Annotated in this window: 25 protein-coding genes; 19 read left to right on the top strand and 6 right to left on the bottom strand. The window is 40.6% G+C overall.

Translation table 11 applies throughout. From position 1 onward, the window contains the following. The first annotated feature begins 24 nt into the window (after window positions 1-24). The 4 genes from DFO73_RS02390 to DFO73_RS28410 all read left to right on the top strand — a co-directional run bounded on the left by DFO73_RS02390 (window position 25) and on the right by DFO73_RS28410 (window position 2912). Window positions 25-1116, top strand: a complete 1092-nt coding sequence (locus tag DFO73_RS02390; RefSeq protein ID WP_110063182.1) for a class II aldolase/adducin family protein — start codon at window positions 25-27, stop codon at window positions 1114-1116. Between the two features lie 68 nt (window positions 1117-1184). Continuing rightward, window positions 1185-2009, top strand: coding sequence for a prolipoprotein diacylglyceryl transferase (gene lgt, locus DFO73_RS02385; protein ID WP_110063181.1), 825 nt, complete (start codon window positions 1185-1187; stop codon window positions 2007-2009). Between the two features lie 72 nt (window positions 2010-2081). Next, on the top strand, window positions 2082-2273 hold the full coding sequence (locus DFO73_RS02380) for a DUF2187 family protein (protein WP_110063180.1): 192 nt from the start codon (window positions 2082-2084) through the stop codon (window positions 2271-2273). Between the two features lie 489 nt (window positions 2274-2762). Continuing rightward, complete coding sequence (locus tag DFO73_RS28410) at window positions 2763-2912, top strand: hypothetical protein (protein ID WP_181395890.1); 150 nt, start codon at window positions 2763-2765, stop codon at window positions 2910-2912. 339 nt (window positions 2913-3251) lie between these two features. On the opposite strand, the gene DFO73_RS02375 is transcribed toward DFO73_RS28410, so the two are convergent. Further along, window positions 3252-4817: an alkaline phosphatase family protein gene (locus tag DFO73_RS02375; RefSeq protein WP_110063179.1), complete on the bottom strand. Its 1566-nt coding sequence runs from the start codon at window positions 4815-4817 to the stop codon at window positions 3252-3254. A 426-nt stretch (window positions 4818-5243) separates the two neighbouring features. Here DFO73_RS02375 and DFO73_RS02370 point away from each other — a divergent pair, with 426 nt between their 5' ends. Continuing rightward, window positions 5244-5747 (top strand): DinB family protein, encoded by a 504-nt coding sequence (locus DFO73_RS02370; RefSeq protein ID WP_110063178.1) that lies wholly within the window; start codon window positions 5244-5246, stop codon window positions 5745-5747. 483 nt (window positions 5748-6230) lie between these two features. On the opposite strand, the gene DFO73_RS02365 is transcribed toward DFO73_RS02370, so the two are convergent. Beyond that, entirely contained in the window at window positions 6231-6779 is a 549-nt protein-coding gene (locus DFO73_RS02365) for a DUF3231 family protein (protein WP_110063177.1), read from the bottom strand. A gap of 440 nt (window positions 6780-7219) precedes the next feature. On the opposite strand from DFO73_RS02365, the gene DFO73_RS02360 reads away from it, so the two are divergent. From DFO73_RS02360 to nhaC, 8 genes are all read left to right on the top strand, one after another. Continuing rightward, a complete protein-coding gene (locus DFO73_RS02360; RefSeq protein ID WP_110063176.1) occupies window positions 7220-8083 on the top strand; it encodes a MurR/RpiR family transcriptional regulator in 864 nt (287 codons plus the stop codon). After that, window positions 8080-9225 carry a M20 peptidase aminoacylase family protein gene (locus DFO73_RS02355; protein WP_110063175.1) on the top strand — a complete coding sequence of 382 codons (1146 nt, stop codon included), beginning with the start codon at window positions 8080-8082 and terminating at the stop codon, window positions 9223-9225. The genes DFO73_RS02360 and DFO73_RS02355 overlap by 4 nt, the downstream gene beginning before the upstream one ends. Before the next feature lie 37 nt (window positions 9226-9262). Further along, window positions 9263-10033, top strand: coding sequence for a GNAT family N-acetyltransferase (locus tag DFO73_RS02350; protein WP_110063533.1), 771 nt, complete (start codon window positions 9263-9265; stop codon window positions 10031-10033). Window positions 10034-10054: 21 nt separating this feature from the next. Continuing rightward, window positions 10055-11161: an o-succinylbenzoate synthase gene (menC, locus tag DFO73_RS02345; RefSeq protein ID WP_110063174.1), complete on the top strand. Its 1107-nt coding sequence runs from the start codon at window positions 10055-10057 to the stop codon at window positions 11159-11161. A gap of 75 nt (window positions 11162-11236) precedes the next feature. Next, complete coding sequence (locus DFO73_RS02340; RefSeq protein WP_110063173.1) at window positions 11237-12319, top strand: YkvI family membrane protein; 1083 nt, start codon at window positions 11237-11239, stop codon at window positions 12317-12319. 323 nt (window positions 12320-12642) lie between these two features. Further along, the gene (locus tag DFO73_RS02330; protein ID WP_181395889.1) at window positions 12643-13821 is read left to right on the top strand and encodes a CdaR family transcriptional regulator; all 1179 of its coding nucleotides are present in this window, start codon (window positions 12643-12645) and stop codon (window positions 13819-13821) included. Between the two features lie 180 nt (window positions 13822-14001). Next, window positions 14002-15144, top strand: coding sequence for an N-methyl-L-tryptophan oxidase (gene solA / locus DFO73_RS02325; RefSeq protein ID WP_110063170.1), 1143 nt, complete (start codon window positions 14002-14004; stop codon window positions 15142-15144). Between the two features lie 43 nt (window positions 15145-15187). Next, complete coding sequence (gene nhaC, locus DFO73_RS02320; protein WP_110063169.1) at window positions 15188-16645, top strand: Na+/H+ antiporter NhaC; 1458 nt, start codon at window positions 15188-15190, stop codon at window positions 16643-16645. 363 nt (window positions 16646-17008) lie between these two features. Here nhaC and DFO73_RS02315 read toward each other — a convergent pair whose 3' ends face one another. The 4 genes from DFO73_RS02315 to DFO73_RS02300 all read right to left on the bottom strand — a co-directional run bounded on the left by DFO73_RS02315 (window position 17009) and on the right by DFO73_RS02300 (window position 20160). Continuing rightward, window positions 17009-17548, bottom strand: a complete 540-nt coding sequence (locus DFO73_RS02315; protein ID WP_110063168.1) for a DUF4865 family protein — start codon at window positions 17546-17548, stop codon at window positions 17009-17011. 379 nt (window positions 17549-17927) lie between these two features. Further along, the gene (locus DFO73_RS29725; RefSeq protein ID WP_375137291.1) at window positions 17928-18104 is read right to left on the bottom strand and encodes a 4a-hydroxytetrahydrobiopterin dehydratase; all 177 of its coding nucleotides are present in this window, start codon (window positions 18102-18104) and stop codon (window positions 17928-17930) included. A 78-nt stretch (window positions 18105-18182) separates the two neighbouring features. Then, window positions 18183-18689: a hypothetical protein gene (locus DFO73_RS02305; RefSeq protein ID WP_181395888.1), complete on the bottom strand. Its 507-nt coding sequence runs from the start codon at window positions 18687-18689 to the stop codon at window positions 18183-18185. Window positions 18690-18813: 124 nt separating this feature from the next. Further along, on the bottom strand, window positions 18814-20160 hold the full coding sequence (locus DFO73_RS02300; protein WP_110063166.1) for an aminotransferase-like domain-containing protein: 1347 nt from the start codon (window positions 20158-20160) through the stop codon (window positions 18814-18816). Window positions 20161-20324: 164 nt separating this feature from the next. On the opposite strand from DFO73_RS02300, the gene blaOXA reads away from it, so the two are divergent. The 6 genes from blaOXA (at window position 20325) to DFO73_RS02270 (ending at window position 26353) form a co-directional block, all read left to right on the top strand. After that, the gene (gene blaOXA, locus DFO73_RS02295) at window positions 20325-21101 is read left to right on the top strand and encodes a class D beta-lactamase (protein WP_375137300.1); all 777 of its coding nucleotides are present in this window, start codon (window positions 20325-20327) and stop codon (window positions 21099-21101) included. A gap of 93 nt (window positions 21102-21194) precedes the next feature. Further along, the gene (locus DFO73_RS02290; RefSeq protein WP_110063165.1) at window positions 21195-21611 is read left to right on the top strand and encodes a RidA family protein; all 417 of its coding nucleotides are present in this window, start codon (window positions 21195-21197) and stop codon (window positions 21609-21611) included. Window positions 21612-21841: 230 nt separating this feature from the next. Then, window positions 21842-22435, top strand: coding sequence for a glycerol-3-phosphate acyltransferase (locus tag DFO73_RS02285; protein ID WP_110063164.1), 594 nt, complete (start codon window positions 21842-21844; stop codon window positions 22433-22435). Then, window positions 22432-24045 carry an aminotransferase class V-fold PLP-dependent enzyme gene (locus DFO73_RS02280; protein WP_110063163.1) on the top strand — a complete coding sequence of 538 codons (1614 nt, stop codon included), beginning with the start codon at window positions 22432-22434 and terminating at the stop codon, window positions 24043-24045. The genes DFO73_RS02285 and DFO73_RS02280 overlap by 4 nt, the downstream gene beginning before the upstream one ends. Further along, complete coding sequence (locus tag DFO73_RS02275; protein WP_110063162.1) at window positions 24032-25879, top strand: LTA synthase family protein; 1848 nt, start codon at window positions 24032-24034, stop codon at window positions 25877-25879. Before DFO73_RS02280 ends, DFO73_RS02275 begins: the two co-directional genes overlap by 14 nt. Window positions 25880-26047: 168 nt before the next feature. Then, a complete protein-coding gene (locus DFO73_RS02270; RefSeq protein ID WP_110063161.1) occupies window positions 26048-26353 on the top strand; it encodes a YciI family protein in 306 nt (101 codons plus the stop codon). Window positions 26354-26623 lie beyond the last annotated feature (270 nt).

Here is a 26623-nt window from a genome sequence, read left to right as displayed (position 1 = left end):
GATAGAAAACAGGAGGAAGATTATATGAAGAACTTTACTATTACAGGTGCAGAGAAAACTCCATTTCTAACATGGTATCTGGACGGGTTGAAGGACAAATTTTCATCTGAAGGATACAAGTTTTGTGAAGAACCAGCAGAAGAAATAAAAATTGTCTTTAATGTGATTGATCAAGAGAAACCAAGGCCATACCGCAGGAAGGCACAGGCAACTTTTGTCGTATCTATATTAGAGAAGAATGATGAACCTGAGGATGTTTTCGAAACTGCCTATCCCTTTTTAATAAGATCTTTAGCGAATCATTTAATTTTCATTGTTCATAACAGCGAAAAAACAAATGTTTATTTTATTACTCCCGAACAAGGATTTTATAAATTAAGTTATCACAGTGAAGAAGACGCAGAAGATTTTATCCACATGACTTATAAAAGACTTGAGCCGGTTGCCTCTGCTCAATTGGTCATTGACAATCACTTTGCCGATGATTTGGAGCAAAATCTTTGGAATGGAAATGAGATTACAAAAAAAATGTATGTATCTGGGAAAAAATTAGATGAAATGAATCTGTTGCCAGCACCGTTTCCGCTTGAAAGATATTTATCAGAACGGGACATGCGCCAGTTAAAAAAATTATACGGCATTGGCGGGCTGAGCTATGGAAATTTAAGCAGCAGGCACAATGATCAAACTTTTTGGATGAGTGCCAGCGGTGTTAACAAAGCTAACATGCGTGTTATTGGACAGGATATTTTATATATCAAAGGCTTTAATTCGGAAAAAAATGCAATGGAGGTAAGTGTTCCTCCTAAAATATCTCCCAAAAGAGCTTCGGTTGACGCTATTGAACATTGGATGATTTATAAAGAACACCCAGACGTAGGGGCTATTGTTCATATTCATGCATGGATGGATGGGATAAATGCAACAGAAATCAATTACCCTTGCGGAACTATTGAATTGGCTGAAGCGGTAGCCAATCTTGTTAGGAAAGCTAAGGATCCTGCTAGGGCGGTTATTGGACTTAAAAATCATGGTCTGACCATTACAGGCCGTAATTTGGAGGAAATTTTTGAACGTATTGAAGGACAGGTTATCCCTCAGGTTCCAATGGCATAAATATTATTTAAAATCAATGCGGCAGGCTAAGGCAAATTAGAAAAATTTTAAAAGAAAGGTATGAAAAAATGGATAGAACGATTGAACCGATTAACAGGGTTTTGATCAGTTTCGGACCGATCAACTTGTACTGGTATGGCGCGATTATCATTGGCGGCGCACTTCTTGGTCTTTGGCTTGCCATGAATGAAAGCGAACGCCGAAATCTTCCAAAAGATATTTTTGCTGACCTTGTCTTGTTTGCTCTCCCTATTTCAGTCATATTTGCACGTATTTACTATGTGATATTTCAATGGGAGTATTATGCCAAACATCCTCTTGAAATTATGTCAATCTGGAAGGGCGGCTTAGCGATGCACGGCGTCCTTACAGGTGCAATCCTGACAATTATTGTATTTGCAAGGGTTAAAGGCATTTCCTTTTGGAAACTTACCGACATACTGGCACCAAGCCTTATTTTAGGACAGGCAATAGGGCGATGGGGGAATTTTGTCAATCAGGAAGCACACGGAGGACCCGTGTCGCGGGCCTTCCTTGAGCAACTTTATTTGCCTGATTTTATTATTAACCAGATGTACATAGAAGGGACATATTATCATCCGACGTTTTTATACGAGTCTATTTGGAATTTTGCCGGATTTTTCGTTCTGATGTCCCTTCGCCGGGTAAATTTAAGGCAAGGAGAGTTATTTTTAACTTATATCATCTACTACTCCTTCGGCCGTTTCTTTATAGAAGGAATGAGAACAGACAGCTTAATGTTAACGGACCATTTACGGATTGCTCAAGTCATGTCAGTTGTTTTAATCCTCGCATCAATATTGTTTATCTGGTTTCGCAGGAAAAAAGGATATGCGGATATACGCTATTTAGATAATACCATGTCAGAATAAGGTTCTAAATGATAAAAGGAAAGCGCAGTCTTTTTTTACATGTACAAAAAAACGAAAAGGTGAAATGCAGCAATGGCTAATATAGCTCAATCAGGCGATGTAATCATTTTTGAGAGAGGTGGATTAACAGTAAAAGGGATGGTCTTCAAAATAAGAAATAATAGTGCGTTAGTGAAAATTAATCATTCCATGGCCGCAAGTTTAGGCCTTGAAACACCAATGACTGTGGTAAATCACAAAAATTATCGTGTTGATGAGGTTTAATTTTCAAAAATTGCTTAAACAGCTGATGCAAGAAGTACAGCATTAAACTTTTTGCAGGAAATAGTTGAAAACATGTAATAGCCTTATCTATGAATTTTCATGAGTTGAGGCTATTTAGCTTCTGACAGCTGTTTTACTTAGAAATATTCTAAACCGCCGTTCATCCAACCGTATTTAATATGTGTTTTGCAAAGGAAACATTATTAAATGAAACAATATGAGAAGCAGGGTTAATAAAGAATAGGAATGATTAAGATGGAAGGTTCTTTTATAAATAATACACAAAAAACGAAACCAGTTTTATAGGGGAGGGATTACCTGCTCATGTAGGAGGGGCCAGCTATGGAGGATTGCACCAACAAGATTCTTTAGTCCCTCTGATTGTAACAGGCACACATTTAGCGCCATCTCATTTAAGATGGATAAATTTAAAAGAATGGATATTGTCTTTAATTACTTAGTGCAAATATTATGAAAGGAGTTAGGACTATGAATGATAAATCGTGGAGAGTTGATTCTTTCCAAGTAGGTAAGTACAAAATTAGTGTTCGAAAAAATCTTGAAAATGACCGTGTTGATGAGGGAGATTATCCTGAGAGTGGATTGAAAAGAAAAGCAAATAAGGATGAAGATGAATAAAATATTTCAAAAACCAGTCAGAAAAATAGGCTGGTTTTATTTTTTAAATCCTATTCTGGAATGATTGTCAGCTATTCCTGCATAGGAAAAATAATTTGGGTCCGGGTTCACCTTGCCATATTCGGACTATGGCAAGGCTTTTAATGGCTTGCTTTTTTAAAAGTCATAACTAATCGTACAAACTGAGGATAAAAGCCTTTAAAATCAACATGCCTGGAAGGTACAGGCCTATTTTCCCATCTCCTGTTACAATAAGCGGAATGAAAGAATTAAATTTATGTTATGAGCCACGATAATCGAGCATTTTGCTTAAAATAATTCTGATACAGAAATATCATTTCAATTTTCCAAGATATCCAATATCCATTTTTTCAAATCTACAATCCTCAGCTGATTGATACTTTTATTGGTTCCTGTAACAATGATAGGGACAAGTGAATCATCTTTATGCATTGAACCATGGGCGGCTCCACCGGAATGTTCAGGTGAACTTTCCCCTATGAATTCATACCCGGGTTTTGCATCAACAACAAGAAATTCACCTTCCTGAGAATGCATAGCTCCATATAGCCTTGCTAATCCATCAGGATAATCCCCATAATGAATATTCTTGTTCTTTAAGGTTAAATCGAGAATGGAGGTATTTCCTTTTATAGACCAGGCTTGATTATAAACATCATGATAGGTTCCACCTGAATTAAAATTAAAGGATCCCCCATGATCTCCAGATATCACATGTATGATTTCTTTTTCCTTCCATGCAATCCAGGCAATCCGCGGATCGGTTTGTAATTTTCTGGCGATATTTTTTACTGAAACACTTTCGTTAATTTTATAGATATATGCCATCCGTTCATTAGCTGTAATGACAATTTCATCGTCTTTTGCAACAGGCTTACCGAGCTTTAAAATTCTGTATTTAGAAAGGATTTCTTTTAAATCGATTAAAGCTTCTCTTTTCCGTTCCTTGACAGGTGACTGCTTACTGTCTCCAATGATAACCCAGATATTATTATTAAGGGCATCTTCCCATTTTGGAAAAATATTCAAGACCTCCTGGAGATGCTTATCAAGTTTTTCAATTCCTTTTGTAGTATCTGGACCTTCCCTATGTACAGTGAAGTCATTTTCTGAAATGTACAGGATTGTAAATTCAGGAAGACTATTATTTTGCAAAAGATATTTTAATTCTTGAACCGCGAAGGCATCATTAAGTCCTATACGATTCACAATGTGATTATTCTTAGTGTCCTGGCGAATAAATGCACCTAAAGACAGCATTTTCGGCCCAACGGTTTTATATTCCTCAGGTATATTACTCACTTTTGTTATCAGCTTTGGCACTTTAAGGGTATGATGATAATTTCCCCGATAAATAAATGCGTTAATGGATGCTGATTCCTTTTTAATATTGTCCAGATCTTCATGGATGGTTGTTACATTTGGACTGAGGTCAACATTATTATATTGATGCATGATATTTTCAGCAAATTGGGAAACCCCGAGTTTCATGATTTCAAAAAAACCATTTCCATAAGTGATAATTTGCTTCTTATCATTATCAAACCAAACAAGTCCCGGAATCTTACTCTGATCCGGGTAAGTACCAGTTATTAAGGAACTGTCGATTGTAACCGACATGGTTGGATAAGAGCTTACTAAATTTTTGCTATATTGGCCATGTTTCAAAAAGAAGGCCAGAGCAGGAGCTTTCTTCTCTTGAATAGCCTTTTTTAACGGCTCATCCATAATTGAATCGATAACAAGAAGTATAATTTTAGGTGTGGACTGACTTTCTGTTTGAATAGCAGCTGCTGTCTTTCCCTGTTCATATGCTTTATTACCACTGCTAGTGCACCCTATTACAAGGATAGATATAACTATAATAAGAAGCAAACGAATCAACAAATTTCACCTACGCTTTGTTGTAGTTTATTTATAACTTTATGCAAGCATAAACATGTGGCTGCAGCATTCCAATTCCCAGTTGCCATACAAAAAGGGGATTTCTAATGCTCTAATATAAATGTTAATCAACTGAGGGCATTAATATCAGTATGCTTATATTTTTCTAAATAATGTATTGATAATGGACAAAAATATTCTTATAAAACCCATCATAAAATAACTCAGAATAATAAAAGGTTAAATGGAAGAACTCTAAAAGAAATCGCCGTGGAGGATTTACTAATGAGGCAATTGAATTTAGAAGGATTTTTTCTAATGAAACAGAATAATTATATAAAAGCATATTCCATAATTTCTCAGATCGTTAAAGTCATTAGGTTCAATAGGTAAAAATCATGGAAATGGGAAAAAGGAGGAAATTATATGGAGCATCCAGCATTAAAAATGTACGACTACCATGTGTGGGCGAATAACGTTATCATTGACCGTTTAATGGAACTGCCCGATGAAATTTATCATAAGGAAATTCAGAGTGGTTTTTCTTCTGTTTCAAAGGTGCTTTCTCACATTTATGCAACAGATTGCGTTTGGTTTGATATTATCTCTGGAAAGAGCATGAAGCATGCATTGGCCTCTGCAGGTCAGCTAGGAGAACAGGCAGAGATAAAAAATATTACTGAAATGAAAAAGCTTTTTTTAGACTTGTCTGAACGCTACAAAGCTTTTTTGAACAGCCAGGAAGATATTGAAAAGATGATTGCAGTTGATAATCCCTATGCAGGAGTACTGGAAACTTCGATATCTGAATCGCTCCTGCACGTTGCCACTCACGGAGCATATCACCGCGGGAATATTGCGACCATGCTAAGGCAAATGGGGCACACGTCTGCAATGCAGGATTATGGACTTTACTTATATTCTAGATAGAAAAAGCTTAATTATTTGACCACTGCTTGAACTAGAATGTAAAAAAGGTCCGTAACTTTAGAAATAAAGGCAATAATTAAACTTCATACGTTTTCACTTTCCTGATTTTATCGGCCAGATTCAAAATTTATCGGCCAAATGCGGTTTTTGACAAACTCCGAGAGGGAGAATAACAGTCAGAAATAACTTTTACCGGCCAATTTCAGTAAAATACCGGCCAAAATCATACATTTACCGGCCAATTCCAGTAAAATACCGGCCAAACTGTATGATTTACCGGCCAAACGGACATTTAGCAGGCTGTAAAATTCATAGCAGCCGCTGCGAGGCAGATTTTATCGGTTAAGATTCTAATATATAAAAGCGCCATACAATAATGTTAGATCAATAAAATAAACAAAACCGCCTTTAAAGCAGGTTTTGTTGTACTAGCGGGTTAAAGACTAGTTTGTCTTTAACCCCATTTATTTTTGACGTTTTAACTTAATGGTTGTTAAGACCAGGAGGAACGTAAAACGGTGGTACTTTAATCCACCCGCGCTTGCGCATTAAATGTTTTAATCTAGCAGCATATGCCAATTTTTCTGCTTGGAACTGAACAAACAATAAACTAACATCTGTACGAACCGATTCGGAAGCAGCACCCGCAGCACGCATGATCAAACTAATGATTTTTAAAGATAGTTCATTTGCAATGACGTCATCCGTTAATTTAACACCAAGGGGAATGCTATTTGGATCTGATATTGGCATATCTTCAGGGGCAGGAGGTAACGTGATTCCTTCCTTAATCATGAAATCATGGAGCCGTTTCCTTTGGCTGGTCCCGAGTTTCATATCTTCTTCAAGCAATGCTCTTAGCTCATCATCCGTCGTGGTATTTATACCGGATTGAACAGATACTTTAGCTAATTCAAGTCCCGCTAAGTAAATCCAGCATGCCATCACTTCTCCCACATGAAGAGGCTGGTTTTCGTCTTGAACAGTCAGTGATTTCATGGTGTCCATGAATGTTTCCAATATATTTACCATATTTTCCCCACCTAACTTAAAGTTGTGATAAGCATATTGTTTGTAGCCTAAATATTTTTATACAAAAGGTTTTACCATATATTAAAGAGGGAGTTGATCTGAAGTTTAATTTTTAGAACTAATTTCTATCCCTAAAGAAATATTGTTAGCAGCTCAACGGGACAAGGAACAGGTACTTTCTAAGTGGTATTAACCGGATTTTAAAATAAGGGTAGGTTAAGGCAGCTGAAGAGGTATTTTTTGAAGTTGTTTATCCGGAGTGGTGAATAAAGAATTATGATGGAATTGGGCACCCAAATTGGGTGTCTGTTTTTTATTTTAAAATTTTCTGAAATATCATTGTTTTCAAAAGAAAAATATGATAGTTTTATAAAAATGAAGTTCAGACTTCGTAAACAATAAAAATACAGCGAAAACTTCATTCGTGAAGGTGAGACTATATGATCTTAAAAGAAACCATAGAAAAAGAGTTTAATAACCTTTCCAAAGGTCAGCAAAAGGCAGCTATGTACCTGTTGGATCACCCAAAGGATTTTGCAGTGAAGTCAGCGGGAGAGATTGGCAAAAGGATCGGGGTCAGTGAAACGACAGTCATTCGTTTTTGCTATTCGATTCATCTTTCAGGCTATTCCGAGCTGCAGAAGATGGTCCGTGAGCAGCTGCTTCAAACCAATAGCACGCTTGGCCAGTATTTTACAAGCAAGGTGGAGCTGGCAGAAAAGCCTCATTTCTTTGCAAGTGTGATGGAAAAGGATTGCCTGCATATTCGGGAAACCATACAAAATATTCGTGAAGAAGACTTTGATCAATTGGTTAACCGACTAATAGAGTCAAATAAGGTATATGTAACCGGTTTGCGATCTTCTTTTTCTGCAGCAAGCTGGCTTGCTTTTACGCTTGGGCTTGTTCGCGGAAATACCAAGCTGATCCGGCCGGATACGGATGATTTATTGTTGACGATCAGCGATATGGATGAGGGGTCGACGTTCATTGCGATTTCCTTTGACCGCTATATGAAGGATACGATTAAGCTAGCGGAATTGGCGAAAAAGCAGGGGGCTTTTGTAATCGGGATAACGGATTCCAGTATTGCACCGATTAAGGAGTACGCAGATTTGCTTTTCCATATCCATTCATCGGAAAAGTCGACAATCGATGCGGCACCAGCGCTATTTTCATTTTTAAATGCTGTGATTGCCGGTGTTTCCATCAAGGACAGGGACCGATTTACGAAGCGAAGAGAACAATATGAAAAATTGGACAGTAACCACTTTTTTATTCAGCCGGGAGGGAAGATGGATTGAGAGAATACATAGAAGAATTAAAACCTGTGATTGATTGTGTTTTTAATCATTTGCATGAAAATCCGGAGATCAGCTGGATGGAATATAAAACGACGGAGTATTTAAAGACGTTCCTTGAGTGCAGGGGATTTCATGTACAGGTGTTTGGCGATTGTCCGGGTCTAGTTGTCGAGGTTGGGGAAGGCAGTCCATGTGTGGCACTGAGAGCGGATATGGATGCCCTTTGGCAGGAGGTGGATGGCAGGTTCCAGGCCAATCATTCCTGCGGACATGACGCCCATATGAGCATGGGGCTTGGAGCGATGCTATTGCTGCAGAAAGCAGCCTTCCCTTCAAAAGGGAAACTGAAATTCATTTTTCAGCCTGCCGAGGAAAAGGGAACAGGCGCTTTGAAGATGATTGAGCAGGGTGTTTTGGATGATGTGGATTACTTATACGGCGTTCATCTCAGGCCCATTCAGGAAATCCGGGATGGAGAGGCATCTGCAGCCATTTTCCATGGTGCAGCCAGATTCCTGACAGGCGAAATTATTGGTGAGGACGCTCATGGAGCACGCCCCCATTTAGGACAGAATGCCATTGAAATCGGTGCATCTCTTGTGAATGAAATTAAAAGCATTCATCTGGATCCGATGGTTCCTTATACAGCGAAGATGACAAAGTTTCATGCAGGCAGTGATTCAGGGAACATCATTCCAGGGAAAGCTTCCTTCAGCTTGGATCTGCGGGCTCAGACAAATGAAGTCATTGCCGATCTATCAGAAAAAATCGAAACGATTACTGAATACCTATCCAAATTATATGGTGTGAAAATCACCTTAGAGACAAAAGCAAATGTTGCCGCAGCGGAGGTAGATGAAGAGGCACAGCACTTTATGGAAAAAGCCATTGCGGATGTGCTTGGTGCTAATCAATTAAAGGAACCGATCGTTACCTCCGGGGGAGAGGATTTCCACTTTTACACCCTGAAGAAACCGAACATAAAAGCAACGATGCTCGGATTGGGGTGTGATTTGCAGCCGGGGCTTCACCACCCGAAGATGACGTTTAATCGGGATGCCATCTACTCTGGGGTTGAGATTTTAGCAAGAACATTAATGCATACATTGGAGGGAACTGGAAGTGGGAACAACGGTGACTAAGAAGATTGATCTGCGGGTTTTAAAGACAGCCTCCGATATGAATCTAATTCAAAAGCTGGAGAATGATATCTGGAATATGGCTCCGCTTCCAGTTCATCAAACCATTACAGCTGCACAAAATGGAGGCCTGCTGCTGGGGGCTTTTTACGAAAATGAACTGGTTGGCTTCAGTTATGGATTTTCCGGCTTTAACAAGGGAAAAAGCTATCTTTGCTCCCATATGCTTGGCATACACCCGGACCATCAGGATAAAGGATTAGGCGCCCTCCTGAAGCAGAAACAGAAGGAGATCGCTTCCGCAATGGGCTACGACTTGATCACATGGACATTCGATCCGCTTGAAAGCCGCAATGCCTACTTAAATCTTTCGAAGCTAAATGCGGTGTGCTCCACTTATGTTGAAAATTGCTATGGGGAGATGGATGACAGTTTGAATCAGGGGCTGCCAACTGACCGATTAAAAGTAGAATGGTGGATTAATAGTTCATATGTGGAGGAACCTTTACAGATTGAAGCAGCCGCTGCACAGGATCCGTTTGAATGGGGGGTATCGGAGGACGACTTTCCAGTTTTATTAAATACAGAACGGGAAGACGCTTTAGGTCCTGTGCTTGTCCCTATACCGGCAAACTTCCAGGCTATTAAAAGCCAAAATTATGAGCTGGCAATGGATTGGCGCTTTAAAACGAGAGAGATTCTTCAATCCTTATTTGAAGAAGGATATGCGATGGCTGGTTTTATAAAAGGGAAAGAAGAACTTGTTCATTATTATATATTGGTCCAAAGAAACGAGCTTCAACTCAACTAACAGGAAAAGGCGGGAATCGGCATGAACGTAACTGAAGTGGTATTGCGTCATATGAAAATGAGAATGAAGGCCCCATTTACAACAAGCTTCGGAACATTTCAGGATAAAGAGTTTCTTTTACTGGAAGCGAAGGATGAAAACGGTTTGAACGGGTGGGGGGAATCCGTTGCATTCCATTCACCCTGGTATAATGAAGAAACATTGAAAACGAACTGGCATATGCTTGAGGATTTCATCATTCCGGATCTGTTAAATAAAGAGATTCGCCACCCGGATGAAGTTTCTGAAAAACTTTCTTACATACGAAAAAACAATATGGCGAAGTCGGCCTTTGAAGGCGCTGTTTGGGATTTATATGCGAAGCAGCAGGGCATTCCGCTCGCAAAAGCCTTGGGCGGGACGGCAAGCAATATTGAAGTGGGGATCAGCATTGGCATTCAGGATACAGTTGCTGATTTGCTGAAGCTCATTGAAGAGCATGTAAATGAAGGCTATAAGCGGATCAAAGTCAAAATCAAGCCGGGCTGGGATGTTGACGTGATGAGAGAAGTCCGCAAGCATTTTCCGGATGTGCAGCTTATGGCGGATGCAAACTCTGCTTACAGGCTGGAGGATATTGAATTGTTAAAACAGCTGGATGAATTCGATTTAATGATGATCGAACAGCCGCTGGCATCAGATGATATTATCGACCATGCCACATTGCAAAGAGAGCTCAAAACGCCGGTATGCCTGGATGAGAGCATCCATTCCTATGAGGATGCCAGAAAAGCGATTGAGCTTGGAAGCTGCAGGATTATTAATATCAAAATTGGCCGTGTTGGCGGGTTAACAGAATCCAAGAAAATTCACGATCTTTGCCAGGAGCGCGGCATTCCGGTATGGTGCGGCGGCATGCTTGAGTCAGGAATTGGCCGTGCGCACAATATTGCCCTAACGACTCTATCAAACTTTGTGATGCCAGGGGATACAGCCGCATCATCCCGTTATTGGGAAAAGGATCTGATTGAACCGGAAGTGACTGTTGATAATGGAATGATTAAAGTTCCGGAGAAATCGGGACTTGGTTATGAGCCGGATCTCGAAACCATCAAGAGATTTACTGTAACGGAAAAGAGTTATTCTTAACGAGGAGAGAGGATTCTCTCTTTCTCTTATAAGTATAATTGTCGCAAAATTCTAATATCAAAAGGGGGAAAAATAATGAAAAAAAGTATTCAGATCGCTGGGGCGTTTATTGGCGTAATCGTCGGGGCAGGTTTTGCTTCCGGCCAGGAAATTTTGCAGTTCTTCACAAGCTTCGGTTGGATGGGGATCATTGGTGCCATCATGGCAACCTTCCTGTTCGCGTTCCTGGGCATGAATTTAACACAGCTTGGCAGCCGGCTGCAGACAGACTCCCATAAAGATGTGATCTACCATATTTGCGGCAAATACCTTGGAATGGCAGTCGACTTCGTCATTACGTTCTTCCTTTTCGGAGTGGCTGTTGTCATGCTTGCAGGTTCCGGTTCCATTTTTGAGGAACAGTTCGGAATTCCGAGTATGGCGGGGAATGTCATTATGGCCGTTTTAGCGATCCTGACGGTTTGCCTGAATGTCCAGAAGGTTATTTCGATCATCTCTCTTGTGACTCCATTTTTGCTCTTGATGGTCATTATTATTGGCGGATACGCATTAAACACAATGGGCATTGATTTTGCAGAAGTTCAGAAATTGGCGGAGAGTCAAACGCCAGCCGCTTCAAACTGGTTTATGGGTGCGTTATTATATGTTTCTTACAATATTGCGGCAGGTGCTGCGATGCTGGCGGTTATGGGCGGCACGACGAAAGATGAAAAGCAGGCTGGAATGGGAGGAATTCTGGGTGGTGTCGGACTGGGCATTCTCATTTTACTGATCAATGTGGGCATGCTTGTTAAAATGGATGTTGTTGGCGGATCGGATATGCCGATTCTCGCGCTTGCAAATGAAATTTCACCGGTATTTGGGTTATTAATGTTCGTTGTGCTGCTGGGGATGATTTATAACACGGCGGTTGGCATGCTTTATGCGTTCACAGCACGTGTGGTAAAAAGGGAGAATCCGAAGTTCAATCTTTTTGTTGTCCTATTTGGAGCGGCGGCATTTGGGGCAAGCTTTGTAGGCTTCATCACATTGGTAGGAACGGTTTATCCTTTGATGGGGTATCTAGGATTCACGCTGATTGCGGCGATTGTGTATTCCTGGTTTAGGAGCAAGAGGAAAGCGGCGAGCATTCATAGCGGGATTGGTGTTGAATCATAATAAGAAATTGGGTCTGTTCCTGGCTTTTATGCCAGAAGCAGACTTTTTTATTAAGTTAGCAGGTTTGTTTAGTTTGATTCTCCCTTTCTCTCAAATTCCATCAAGGCAATTTGAATTCAGTAATCAGCACAAAGCCTATCTTGCATCGGCTGTTTTTGCAGACCGTTTTGTTTTATTTAGGAAGGCTAAAAAATCCAGGAGTTATCCTTTCTGTTATCCTATAACCTTATGCTTGCATTATACAGTTTGTATTCATAGAGTTTATATAAAAACCAATAAAGAATGGCTCATATAGTCAAACCAGTCTGAAGGAGATGGATGAAATGCTGGAAAAAGTAGCCTCTAAAATAGCCATATCAACGAGTGAAATCATCGAATATGATGTGATTATTACTGATGAAAACGGAATTATCATTGGTGCCAGTGATAAAGAAAGATTGGGTATTTTTCATGAAGCGTCTATCCCGGTTATTCATAATAATAGGCCATTAACCATAAGGCCGGGTTATATTGACCATTTTGAAGGGACGAGGCCTGGCTTCACGCTGCCGATCGAATTACATGGAAATGTTATTGGATCGATTGCTATAACAGGGGAGAGAGGGAAAGTTGAGAAGTACGGACTCTTAGTCAAAAAGCATGCTGAAATTATGCTTAGGGAGGAAATCCTTCTGGAGTCGAGTCTTATTTCACAGCAAGCACAGCAGCAATATTTAAAAGATATCCTTGCTTTTGATGCAAACCAATATAGTGAGAGTTTATTGAAAACCCGGAGTTTCGAACTCGGATATGAATTGAAGCCGCCGTTTATTTGCATTGCTGTTGAAATTGTAAATATGAAAGACATATACGGTGAGCGCTTTAATGGTGAATCAGCGGATTTTGGCCTTCAGCGTACCAAATTATCTATACTTAAAGAAATTCAATCTGTTTTTACCAATGGCGATCTTTCGACTTATATCGGGGAAGACAAGTTTATCATTTTGCACAAAGCAAATAATAACCCCCATATCCAGTTAACATCAGCATGCACTGATCTCCTGGAGCGTTTGGCTGCAAAAAAGATAAAAGCGATCATTGGCATCGGAGCTGCTGCTGACACCATTCTGGAGATTAAACGATCAAATCGTGAAGCCTGGAAATTGATAGAGATTGGCAAAAAACAAAAAAGTGCCGAAAGAGTCTTTCAAGTGAATGATTATCTTCTGGAGATCCTGGTGCGAAGTATGGATTCAGATGTTATGGGGATGATTAAAAGGGAAATGAAGCAGCTGCTTGAAGCAGATGATTGGGAGGACATCGCTCAGACCATAAAGGCCTGGTGTGATTCAGGCTTCAACAAAGTGCATACCGCCAATTCCCTTCACATCCATAGAAATACATTGAAGTATCGCATGGAAAAAATAGAAGAGATTACAGGCGTAAATATAAAAGATTTTCGTAAAATGCTGTATTTATATTTGGGTATTTCGTTAATTGAATTGGAAATTATGGGGAGATAAAAAGGAACGAAAAGCACGAAAAGATCAGTTAGTTTACAACGTTACAACCTTGTTAATGTGCAAAATGCACAATTTTACATCGTTTTTATCGCTAAACAATGTTCTTAAGCCACATTGTTACAGTTCCTTATCTCAACTATAATTATAATATTCAAAATATTTAGAGAGAGAGGGTTGGGGATGGACGCAGATATTGGAATTATTGGCTTAGGGACAATGGGCAGTATGGCGGCTTGGCAATTGGCTAAATCGGGAGCTTCTGTCATCGGTTTTGAACAGTTTGGCATCGGACATGATCGATCTGCTGCCGGCGGAGAATCAAGAATCTTTCGTACAGCTTATAAAGAAGGTTCTAATTATGTTCCATTACTTAAGGATGCTTACAAGTTATGGCGGGAGCTGGAAGAGGAGTCAGGGAATAGCCTATTAACATTAACCAATGGTTTAATTATTGGGAATCCTGATACAGCTGAGATGAAAAACGTTTTTAAGAGTATACAAGATTATGACTTGGACCATGAAATTCTGAGCAGGGAAGAAGCTTTGATCAGATATCCACAGCATGGTTTGCAGCCAGATGAACAGATTATTATTGATAAATTGTCAGGCTATCTTCGACCGCAGCTTTCCATTGTTTCTGCTGTTCAGCGCGCCCGTGAATTAGGGGCAGAGATTCATAGCCACACGGCTGTAGATCACTTGAAATCCGAAAAGGATGGGGTGTCTCTATATGTTGGAGACAGGGTTTTTAAGGTTGGCAAAGTGCTTATAACCGCTGGTCCATGGGCAGTAAATTTCATGCGCGAGTTTGCAGAATTCATGGACGTCCGCCGGCTTGTTAACGCCTGGTTTCTCCCGAGAAAATCTGAGAAATTTAATGAAAAGAACTTTCCTGTCTTTACTAGGGAAAGTGAAGGCTTTTATTATTATGGTTTTCCGGCTGTGGACGGGAACATGGTGAAAATTGGCATGTTCACGACAGAAAAGAGCCGGATTTCCAGTCCTGATTCACTTGAACGGGAAATCCGTATGGAAGAGCTGGCTGCCTTTACAGAGCTGATTGACAAGGATTTGCCAGACTTGTACCCGGATCCATCGAGAGTCAATTCGTATATGGAAATTTATACTGCAGATAGGCATCCTATTGTGGGGAAAAGTCCCGGCCATGACCCTATCATCTACTTAACTGGTTTTTCCGGGCATGGCTTTAAGCTTGCACCTGTTATGGGCAAAATTGGAGCAGAACTTGCGATGAATGGAGTAACTGATTATCATATAGAACCTTTTTCACCAGCCCGTTTTATTAAAGAAGGGTCGCTCTAGTTTCATAGAAGGATATGAATGAAAAAGATAAAGGAGGCTATTTATGGAAAAAAGAAATGCGACATATGGAGAATCGATTCTGGCCCTTTTGTTTATGTTTGTATTCGTATTTGTTGGGTTTCTCGCTTTTGGTTTAAGGGTTGAGCTGATGATGGTTGCAGCGGCAGGCTGTGCGGGTATCCTGGCACGAAGGCTTGGCTATTCATGGAGCGACCTGGAAAAGGCTATAAGCAGCCGTATTGCAGGAGCAACACCGGCAATCCTTATTATATGGGTGATCGGAATTGTTATCTCAACCTTCATCTTCAGCGGCTCCATTCCTATGCTGATTTTCTACGGGATTGATATCGTAACTCCCCAATATCTCCTTGTATCAGCATTTTTATTATGTGTTGTTTTCTCAACAATCACGGGAACTTCATGGGGCTCTGCAGGAACTGCCGGCCTGGCATGTATGAGTATCGCGGCTGGGTTTGGGGTGCCGCTGCATATTACAGCAGCAGCGGTCATTTGCGGTTCGATCTTTGGAGATAAAATGTCTCCTCTCTCAGAGACAACAAATCTTGCGGCAGCTACCACAGGAGTGAACCTTTATGACCATATAAAATCCATGATGTGGACTACTATTCCTGCAGCCCTTATTACTCTATCTTTTTTCTATATTGTCGGCCTTAATCTGGACATTAACGGACAAGGAGTCCCTGTAGATGCGCTGGCTATGCAGGCTGGATTGGGCGAAATGTTTAATTGGAGTCCGCTGCTGCTTCTGCCTTTTATCATTATCCTTGCAGGGGCAATTATGAAAAAACCTCCTGTTCCAACGATGCTAATTGGCATCTTATCAGCTATTGCCATTGGTGTGCTGTACCAGGGGTTTACACTGGAATCCGGAATTTATGCTTCGTTAAGGGGGTTTAATGTCAGCATGGTTCCCGAAGTTGATACAGCAAATTTAGCTGATAGTGTTCTTACACTGCTAAATCGTGGCGGAATTGTCTCAATGGCAGGTGTAGTCATCATCATTTATTGCGGATATGCCTATACCGCGATCATCAGCAAAGCAGGATTTCTGGAGACGGCTATTGCTCCGCTTGCAGACAGAGTGAAGCAGCGGGGTCCTCTGATGATTACGACTTTATTCACCGGATTGATACTGCTGGTCTTTTCCGGTACCTCCTACACGGTAGCAATTATGCTGCCGGAAATGTTCAAAAAGCAATTTTTAAAAGCGGGGATGGCAGCCAGAACTCTTTCAAGAAGCATTGAAGACGTCGGTACTATGGTAGCTGCTCTAGTTCCATGGGGGACATCCGGAGCATTTTATATCAGTACCTTGGGCGTACCAATTTATGGAGCGGGAGGTTATGGAATCTGGGCCGTTATGACCTATCTTACGCCAATCATTGCCATCATCCTAGCCTTTGCCGGGATAGGTGTCTATAAACTTAGCAAAGAGGAAGCGGAAGAAGCAATCATAAAAAGTGAGCAAAAGGCTATTTAAGAACTGGAAGAATAATGTATAAATAAAACAGCCTCAGCATATCGCTAAGGCTGTTTTAATGTAAAGTGTCATATAGCTAGCTTCTTAATAATCGGCTCTGTTAAAGCCCATAGTTGTTAGTACCCTGTTGACTGGAGCGGAAGGCGCGAGACTCCAGCGTGAGGAACGTGTCAAAGGGAGACCTCACAGGCGCTCGCGCCGAAGAGCGTCGGACCGCAGGCGGAAAGCGAGTGCCTTGAGCGGAAATCAAAAGAGAAAAAAATAAATCTAAGCCCTCATTTATTTTAAAGTTATAATTAACCCGCCGTCAATCCCAAAGTATAGGAGGAAGCAAGAAACTAAGAGTACAGCAAATATGAAAGGTTACTGGGAGATATGCAGGATCTTATAGATGACTCCATTCATTTCATTTAAGATGTCAAGCTCGGTTAAAAAGTAAAAAGCATCATACTCCCATTTATCAGGATTATAAATAACCAAATAATCGGTATTCTCCATTACTGGAATCTCTTCTGCTATTTTATCTTTTAGATTAATAAGACTTTCCTGTGGCTGGATTCTTCCTGTGATCTGATACAGGTATTTACTCTGCTTGATATGAGATGAAGTAGTATCAATTAGCGGTATTCCGATATTCACTCGCTGCCATCCAAATGAGTTTAAGATATTATCATAAAATCCATTAAATAGAAACTTGTTTAGGCCGCTGCTGCCTTTCCATAGATAGAAGGGACAATAGCTATTTTGTCTATTACGATTGATTCCTTTTTCTGTTATCAAATATAGTTTGAATTTCAGATCCTGAAATCCGTCTGTTTTATGGCCATTTTTTTTTACTCTGTCTTTTATAATGTTCATATCATAATCACTTGGTAAAGTAATTTTATACTGTGTTGCTATCATTTCATATTTCCTCCTTAGGCTATATGGGAACATAAAAGTTGTAGCTTAGCGATAATGTGAAGCCTTGTTAAGTTTTATGTTAGAGCTGCAGTTCATTTAAATGCTTAACATGACAAGGTGCCTGTCCCCCGATATATTAAAACATCACCGCATCAGGGGACAGGCGCAATATTTAAAAACGAGTGCAACGATTTGCACTCGATTGATCATAACTACATTTCTTAGAAGCTCAGACCCAAACTGAGCTTTCTCTGCTTTTAAAAGCATGACTCACACCTTTGGTACAGCATCAAATAAATCCTCTAACTGCCTGGCAAGCTTAAAATCCAGCTTTGTCAGACCATTTTCACTCCAAGAGGGGAGGGAGACAATGACCAGTTTATATTGGATGATGATTTTCCTTTTCAGCTGAGGAAGCTATTTTATTTACAAAAGAGATTCCATCCATGTATTCTTTGAAGCGGTAACGGCGTTCGATCCATTTACTATCTTTTCTCTTCCACCCAGGCAGTGTAGTTAGGTGTTGGATTATTTCTTCTTCGTCTAGTCGTGTCATTATTAAAACGCTTCCTTTCAACGTCGAAGTCTGCTGGGGAAATTTCTGGATTTGTAACACTAAAAAGGACTCCAGCCCTCAATAAAGATTGTCTTCTCCATCCTGCTGTTCACTTCCTGCAGAAGGAAAGGAAACACCCATCGTGCGCAAAGATTCTTTTGCTTGAGCTAAATAATTTTCAGCTTGTTCCTGCCATTTGATAATGACGTTAATAAACGCCTTATACTCAGGACCTGCATTTTCCTCCATCGTTATTAACCCATCACGTACTTTTCGATCTTGATTTTCGGCATTTATGATACAAGCTGCCATTGTATCTATAATAGATTGACGCTGCTCACCATTCACGAGTCTTTGAGCGGAACCTACGGCAGTAACGCGGTGATAGGAGGCCGGAACAAGATGATTATGCATCTCCGCATTCCCTTTTAAGTCTTTCGTTTCTGGTATATGGAAAAGTTCAGAGCTCATCGCACATACCATTTCTTCAGCATACAAGCTTTGCTGCAATAAATTTAAAATTTGTCCCCAGTTATTAACTCGATATGGATAATATGGATAATAATAAGGATTCAATAAAAACATCTCCTTTTAATCTATATTGGAACCCCCATCATTATAGGTATGATTAAATATCGAGTGTGATGTCTTTTTATTTAAAAGTGCCTTCCTTATCCATAGGGATACAAAATGGCAGACCTTATTATTATTAAATATAAGATTGGGCTAACTCACGTATTCCATCCCCAATCTTCCTCACCCCAATCGGAATTTTCCGATCCTCCACCTGCGAAACACTCAACCTGATTCGATTGTTCTTCCTATACGCAGGAAGATACATGTTTGTAGCATCTTGAACCAGGACATTTTTCTTTTTCAGATGTTCAGCAAGCTGCATTGCCTTCATTCTTCCTGGAAGTTCAATTGTCGAATAGAAACCGGACTCGCCGCCAGTAAAGGAAGTCCCGTCAGGAAGGTGTTCAAGATAGGCCTGTTTGAGGACGGTGCCTTTTCTCTTGTATTGCCTCCTTAATTTGTGGATATGTGCCTTATACATACCGCTGCTTAAGTAGATTTCCAGGGCTCCTTGGGTGAGGACGGGTGTGTGTACATCAGCGGCAAATTTGGCTTTCGTAAAATTCTTTAGCAGTGCTTCCGGCAGAACGGCCAACCCTAAACGCAATCCCGGCAGCAGGACTTTTGAGAAGCTTTTCGTATAGATCACTCTGCCGGAAGGGTCATACGTAAACATGGGGTCAGCCTTTCTTTTTGTATCGAGATCTCCCATGTAGTCATCTTCGATGATGTACACATCAAATTTTTGAGCCAGCTCAACGATCTTCCTTTTTTCCTGATTGGTATAGCTGTAGCCGGTGGGATTCTGGAATCTGGAAACCGTATAAAAGAACTTGATGCTTCTTTCCTTAAATACTTTTTCTAAATAATCGAGGTCAATGCCATTCTGGCTCATTTCGATGCCCACAGCTTTCATTCCGCGGGAAGTAATGGAATCTATGAAACTAAAATGGGTTGGCTGCTCCACACAGATTTCTTCTTTTTGATTAGGAAAAGGAAGTGAGACTAAAAGGTCCAGAGCCTGCTGGGAGCCGGATACTACACAGATCCTTTCAGGAGGTGCAAACACCTGCAGATCCTGAAGCTGCTTTGAAAGCTGGCGGCGGAGGCTTGTCAATCCAAGCGGCTCAGAGTATTGAAACATTTCTTCTTTATAAAGTTCAATTGCCTGATTCATGCAATGCTGGTAGTCTTGGTAGGGCATTTTGCTTTTGTCGGGACCTGCTGAGGAGAAATCAATGATCAGTGGCTGGGTCTTTCTAGGGGCATCACTGCCCACCAGGAAGTAGCCGCTTTTTGGAACGGAGTAGATTTGATGCGCTTTTTCCAATTCGCTGTAGGCTTTTACGATGGTATTGATGCTGCAATTTAATTCTTTTGCAAAGCTGCGGACAGAGGGAAGTTTTTTACCGGGCTGAAGCCGCCTATCTTCGATTCTCGATTGAATTTCATCCATGATTTCTTCGTATATATTCCCCATGATTTCATTCCTCTCCATGCATCTGTATGGGTACAGATGGCCAAAACAGTTCTTTTCTGTGTCTATGACGCTGCTTATAGTATAAGGGAACAAAAACAGGCTGACATCATGAGAAAAATCCTATTTTATGAAGGGGGAAGAAATGATGAAGCGGATGAGGAGTGCTGGTTTCGTTACTATCTGTGCTGCTGTTGTTTGCCGTGATGGGGGCTGCAGCTAATGCTTGGGAGCAGGACACAAAGGAACTGCAAATCGATGAAGCGATTAACGGTAAAGAGGGAACGATGGTGCTGAAAAATCTTCAGAATGATCAAGTCTTTATCTATAACAAGGCAAGAAGCATCAGGAGATTTACTCCTGAATCAACATTTAAGGTAGCCAATGCATTGATTGGTTTGGAAACCTCAGCAGTAAGAGATGAGTACGAAGTGAAACGGTGGGATGGGGTAGAGCGGGAATTCGAAAACTGGAACCGGGATCACTCGCTGGCATCTGCTATGAGGGAATCGGCTATATGGTTCTACCAGGACTTGGCGAGAACAATTGGAGAAACCAGGATGCAGGAGTACTTTTCAAAGGTCCACTACGGTAACAAGGATATTTCGGGTGGAATCGATGCGTTTTGGCTGGATAGCAGCTTGAGAATTTCTGCGGTTGAGCAAGTTGATTTTATAGAAAAGCTGGTAAAGGAAAAGCTGCCATTTGCCGAAAAACATCAGAAAACAGTTAAAAGAATGATGATCCAGGATGAACAGGACCAATATACTTTACATGGAAAGACAGGGACAAGGCTTTCAGATTTGGGGTTGGGCTGGTATGTGGGCTTTGTTGAGAATGAGAAGGGTACCTGGGTGTTTGCCGTGAATGTTGAGGGTTCTGGGACAGAGGCGAAGAATATTGCACTTAAGGTGTTGAAAGAGAAAAATATTTTAATGGAGTAATAGAGAAAATAGACGGCTTTTTACAGGGAAAATGAGCATCTGCGCAGAAGTTTTATAGGAAAGCAGAACGCACGAATAGGAAGGAATATTAAAATGAGCCAAAAAATCACCTTAATCCATTCCAATAAACTGCCCTCAGTGGATTATGCCTACGCTTCCCATGTCCCTTCTGGCATGGACTTATTCTTTATGGCAGGAGCTTGCCCGCTCGATGAAGAAGGCAGAGTGCCTGAAGCGAGCGGTTTTGAAGAACAGGCAAAGCGCTGTGTTGAAAATTTAAAAGAGGCACTAAAGGAATGTGGCGCTCAATTAACGGATGTAGCTTATACAAGAGTGCTTGTAGCATCCACCGAGCAGTCTGATATAGTGACGGTATGGAAAGCAGTTAGAGAAGCTTTTGGTTCTCACGATGTTCCCAGTACGTTGTCTGGCGTTACCGTATTGGGCTATGGGAATCAGTTAGTGGAAATTGAAGCGATTGCTGCATTACCGGGACATAAAGAGAGTTGAAAATGCAGATTGCAGATCTGATTGAGGAGCATGTTGATGTTCCTTTTTTTTTATTTCCAAAAGTTCATAAAAGAAATGTCTTTATAATGGTAATTTTTTAACATATGTGGTTTGTTATAATAAGAGGGTAATTTTAACATTTATACTTTTATAAAAGGAATTTTGTAAGTATATGAAACTTTTTACCCTTTTTGTTCGTTTATTTAGTATGAAATAGGTTAGGTGTTTTGATGAATGAGAGTATGATCGTTTTTTTGATTATCATCGTTTCCTATTCTTTGGGAAGCATGACCGGAGCTTACTATGTCGTAAAGTTCCTTTCCAAACTTGATATTCGGTACATGGGCAGCGGAAATGTAGGAGCAACGAATGCGGGGAGGGCTTTAGGGAGAAAAGGCTTTTTGCTCACTTTGGCAGTGGATGCTGGAAAAGTGTGGCTGGCATTGTCTTTTGCCAGCTTCATATCCAATGGTCAGGATTTATATTTAATTCTTAGCGCTCTTTTTTTACTGATCGGCCATCTTTTTCCCATTCAGCTTCGTTTTCATGGAGGAAAAGGGGTTGTGGTCTACTTGGCATCGGCTCTATTTCTCGAGCCAATAAGTATTGCTGTGTTTGGCATTATTATGGGTGCTGCGTATATCATTTTCCGTAAATACACTGCTGCTGGTTTCATTTCCATGGCTTCCATTCCTATTTCCGTTTGGCTAATGGATCATTCATTTATGAAACCTGCCGGGCTGCTTTTGCTTTTTATCATTGTCCTTTTTTCTCATACGAAATTTTTCTCCCGCCATGTACACAGCATAGGAGGTAAACCATGAATCGCATCATTTATAAAATAGCAACCCAACAAGATGAATTTGAACAAATACATAAATTGAATTATGAGACCTTTGTGGAAGAAATCCCTCAGCATGAAGAAAATGAGAATCATCAATTGGTTGATAAATTTCACGAGGAAAATACATATGTGATTGCAAAAGATGGTGCAGAAGTCGTTGGCATGATCGCCATTCGGGCTGAACGGCCCTATTCACTTGACAGCAAACTGGAAGAATTGGAGAGTTATTTGCCATTGCATGGGAATCCATGTGAGATCCGTTTGTTATCAGTAAAGAAAGCTTATAGAAGTACGCGTGTCTTTTATCAATTATGTACAAAGCTTTTGGACTATTGCCTGGAAAAAGGGTATACAATGGCATTGATTTCGGGGACAGTCAGACAGTTAAAATTGTATAAGCACATGGGTTTCATGCCTTTTGGCCCCTTATTAGGACATGAGAATGCCAGATTTCAGCCTATGTATTTGACGAAGGAGAGCTTTGAGCGTTCAACAAAAGCGTTTGAACGGCTGATGTCGAAAAATTCTCTGCCAAGAAGGGAACTTTCATTTTTGCCCGGTCCTGTACCGATCCATCCAAAAGTAAAGAAGGCTTTCTCTGAAACAGCCATTTCGCATCGAAGCATTGAATTTAAAGAAAGCTTGATCAATCTTAGAATTCAATTATGTGACATGACAGGGGCCAATTATGCCGAAGTTGTGGTTGGCACCGGGACTCTTTCCAACGATCTTGTGGCCGCTCAGCTGCAAAATCTTTCGGGGAATGGCCTAATTCTCGCCAATGGTGAGTTTGGATATCGCCTCATTGACCATGCCAAAAGGTTTCAATTAACGTTTCAAACCATCGAAAAAAAATGGAATGAACCGATTTCACTGGCAGAAATTGAATTCGCCATCAATCATGATCCTTCGATCAAGTGGATTTGGACCGTTCATTGCGAAACATCTACAGGCTATTTATATGATCTGGAAGGGATTCAAAGCTTGTGCAAAAAATATGGATTAGAGTTGTGTGTAGATGCCTGCAGCACTGCTGGTGTCGTCCCTTTGGATTTAAAGGAAACCTATTTGGCTTCCACTGTAAGCGGAAAGGGTTTTGGTTCATACCCGGGGCTTGCAATCGTGTTCCATAGAGAAAAAATTCAATCATCCAACTCGGTTCCGCGATATTTGGATTTAAAAATGTACGAAGACCATCAAAGCATTCCATACACCCATTCCTCCAATTTGGTCAATGCTTTACATGAGGCGCTAAAGTTAGTGGATTATGAAAACATTCAATCTTTATCCAGTAAAGTGAGAGAAAGATTGAGAGCTGCCGGATGTGATTTGCTTGGTGACAACAGGTATTCGCCTGGGATTATCACCATCAGGCTTCCCAATGGAATATCCAGCAGGGAATTTGGGGACCAGTGCAAAAAGAATGGAATTCTAATCAGTTATGAAAGCGAATATCTGCTACAAAGAAATTGGGTTCAAATTGCGCTGATGGGGGCACAGGATGAAATGGCGGTTAGGGAGTCTTTAAAGATCCTGGAAAGAATTTTTGCCAGCCAAATTAGGAATGGGTACGTTTATGAAACCATTTAAAAAGCTGACAGCGGTGTGGTATGCCGTCATTCTGCTGTGGATCAAAACGGTTTTAGTTTCTTTTATCTGTTTCAACTTAAATGCCCAAAATGTGCTGGACATTGTGCTCATGATCATAAGCCCGCTGGGTGCCATCATGATTATGCTTGGCATTGGCTTTAATTTCAGCCAAAAAGCCAAACCGGCAGCCATTTGGTTATCTATGCTCATCCTGACTGCCATCCTTTATGCTGATTTGCTGTATTATCGTTTTTATAGTGACTTTGTAACCGTCCCGATTTTATTTCAGTTTAAAAATGTCGGCGGAATCGGCCCCAGTACTTTTGAACTTGTAAGTCTTTGGGATCTTTTGCTGTTTGCAGATCTATTCTTTTATTTGCTGCTTACCAAGAAAAAGAAACTAAAGACACCAGCCCTGAAAAAAGAGGGGAAAAGACTCTATTTTGCTGTCGGCGCTTTGTTCGCTGCTGTGACTATATTGCTTGGCTGGATTAAAGTTCCGCATCTTTTCTCGGAATCCTATAATCGCCAGCAGCTGGTTAAACATATTGGACTTTACCAGTACCATCTTTTTGATATTGGGATGTCCGCTTCATACCCGCTGAACCGTGCTTTTGCAACAGCCTCAGATGCAAAGGCTTCTGCCGAATATATCCTCGGCAAAGAGGAAGCGCCTTCAGACTATTTCGGAGCGGCTAAGGGAATGAATATTGTTCTGATTAGCATGGAATCCACCCAAAATTTTGTTATCAACCAGAAAGTAAATGGGGAAGAAATAACCCCATTTCTCAATGAGCTGATTAAAGACAGCTTTTATTTTAATGAAATTTATGATCAAACTGCACAAGGGAAAACATCCGATTCGGAATTTATGATTGATACCGGCTTATATCCATTATCCAGCGGTTCTGCTTTTGTACGGAAACCTAAGAATATCTACAAAAGCCTGCCCCATATTTTATCTGAAGAGGATCACTATTACTCCGCAGTTTTTCACGGAAATGATGCTTCTTTTTGGAATCGGGAAACGATGTACCTCTCACTTGGATATGACCGTTATTTTTCAAAGGCCGATTACGAGGTCACTGATGAGAATTCAGTGAATTATGGAATAAAGGATATTCCATTTTTCCAGCAGTCTATTCCATATTTGGAGAAGCTGCAAAAGCCTTTTTATGCGAGGTTCATTACTTTGACAAACCATTTTCCATTCCTGCTGGAAAATCAAGATCAATTCATTTCTGAGGCAGATACATCAGAAATGGTCGTAAACAGATATGTAACCACTGTAAGGTATCAGGACGAAGCCATCAAAACCTTTTTCCAGGAGATGAAGGAAAGCGGCCTCTATGAAAATACAATGTTTGTCCTCTACGGTGACCATTACGGCATTTCAAAAGAATATGAACAAGGAGCATTAGAGCTTTTAAAGCTGGAAGATTCAGCTGTTAGCCGGATGAAGCTGAAGAGTGTCCCGCTCATTATTCATGTTCCGGGACTTGGAGGGGCAACGGTTTCTAACATGGGCGGTGAAATTGACATTCGGGCAACCATCCTGCACCTGCTCGGAATCCATCATGCAGAAAACAATAACTTTGGCCACAACCTGTTTAAACGGGATCCAAACCATCCTGTCATTTTCCGTGATGGCAGCTTTATTGCCAAAGAGTATTTATATAGAGGCGGCAGCTGTTTGAATAGGGATACGGGAACAGAAGCGAATCTAAGCTTTTGTGAGCCTTATTTAGAAACGGTCAGGAAGGAGCTTGGGCTTTCAGATGATATCGTTCATGGGGATCTGCTGAGGTTTATAGAAGAAGGGAAGAGAAATTAAAGGGCAGGAAGTCTCTGAGCTTATTTCAGACTGCAAACTAGTGACGGCGGAAGTCGCTGGCCACTTTGCGCAGGATGATAATTTACCGGCATTTTTAAAATCCCTAATCCGTTTTAAAGGTCTTAAATACTTGAATATAAAATCTACCTATAAAGGGGATGCAGGTACATGCAATTTATTGTTACAGCTTATGACGGCAAGGATGAAAAAGCTCTGGAAAGAAGATTAAGTGTAAGGGAAGAACATTTACAAGGTGTCGAGAGAAGATTTAAAGAAGGAGAACATTTATATGGCGGAGCAATCCTTGATGAGGAAGGCAAAATGATCGGTTCCATGATGGTGGTGGAGTACCCATCAAGGGAGGAGCTGGATCAATGGCTTAAAGAAGAGCCTTATGTGACGGAAAAGGTATGGCAGAAGATTGATATCCAGCCCTGCAGAGTGGCACCCGCTTTTATGAAGCTTTATGAGTAAGCAGCATTGCATTAGATACAATCGGAATGAAGGAAAGCCAAATAATCGAGCTTTATATAAAATAATGGAGATTTAGCAGCCAGTATAAGTCTTGGCGGCTTTTAAGCCTTAAGATATTTTTTTGTTTCCTATATACCTATACATTTGGGCAATTATTTCTAATACCTAATCGGAAAGAAGAAGGAGGCTTTAACATATAAAAATATGGATGGACAACCTAACCTGTTTGGTACGCCGGAATAAAATAAACTGCCATGACAGCCTTTTTAT

The sequence above is a fragment of the Cytobacillus oceanisediminis genome (genome assembly GCF_003182355.1).
In the GTDB taxonomy this organism is placed as follows: domain Bacteria; phylum Bacillota; class Bacilli; order Bacillales; family Cytobacillaceae; genus Cytobacillus; species Cytobacillus oceanisediminis_A.
The sequence above is the reverse complement of the archived record's forward strand: the minus strand, read 5'-3'. Positions and strand labels throughout refer to the sequence as shown.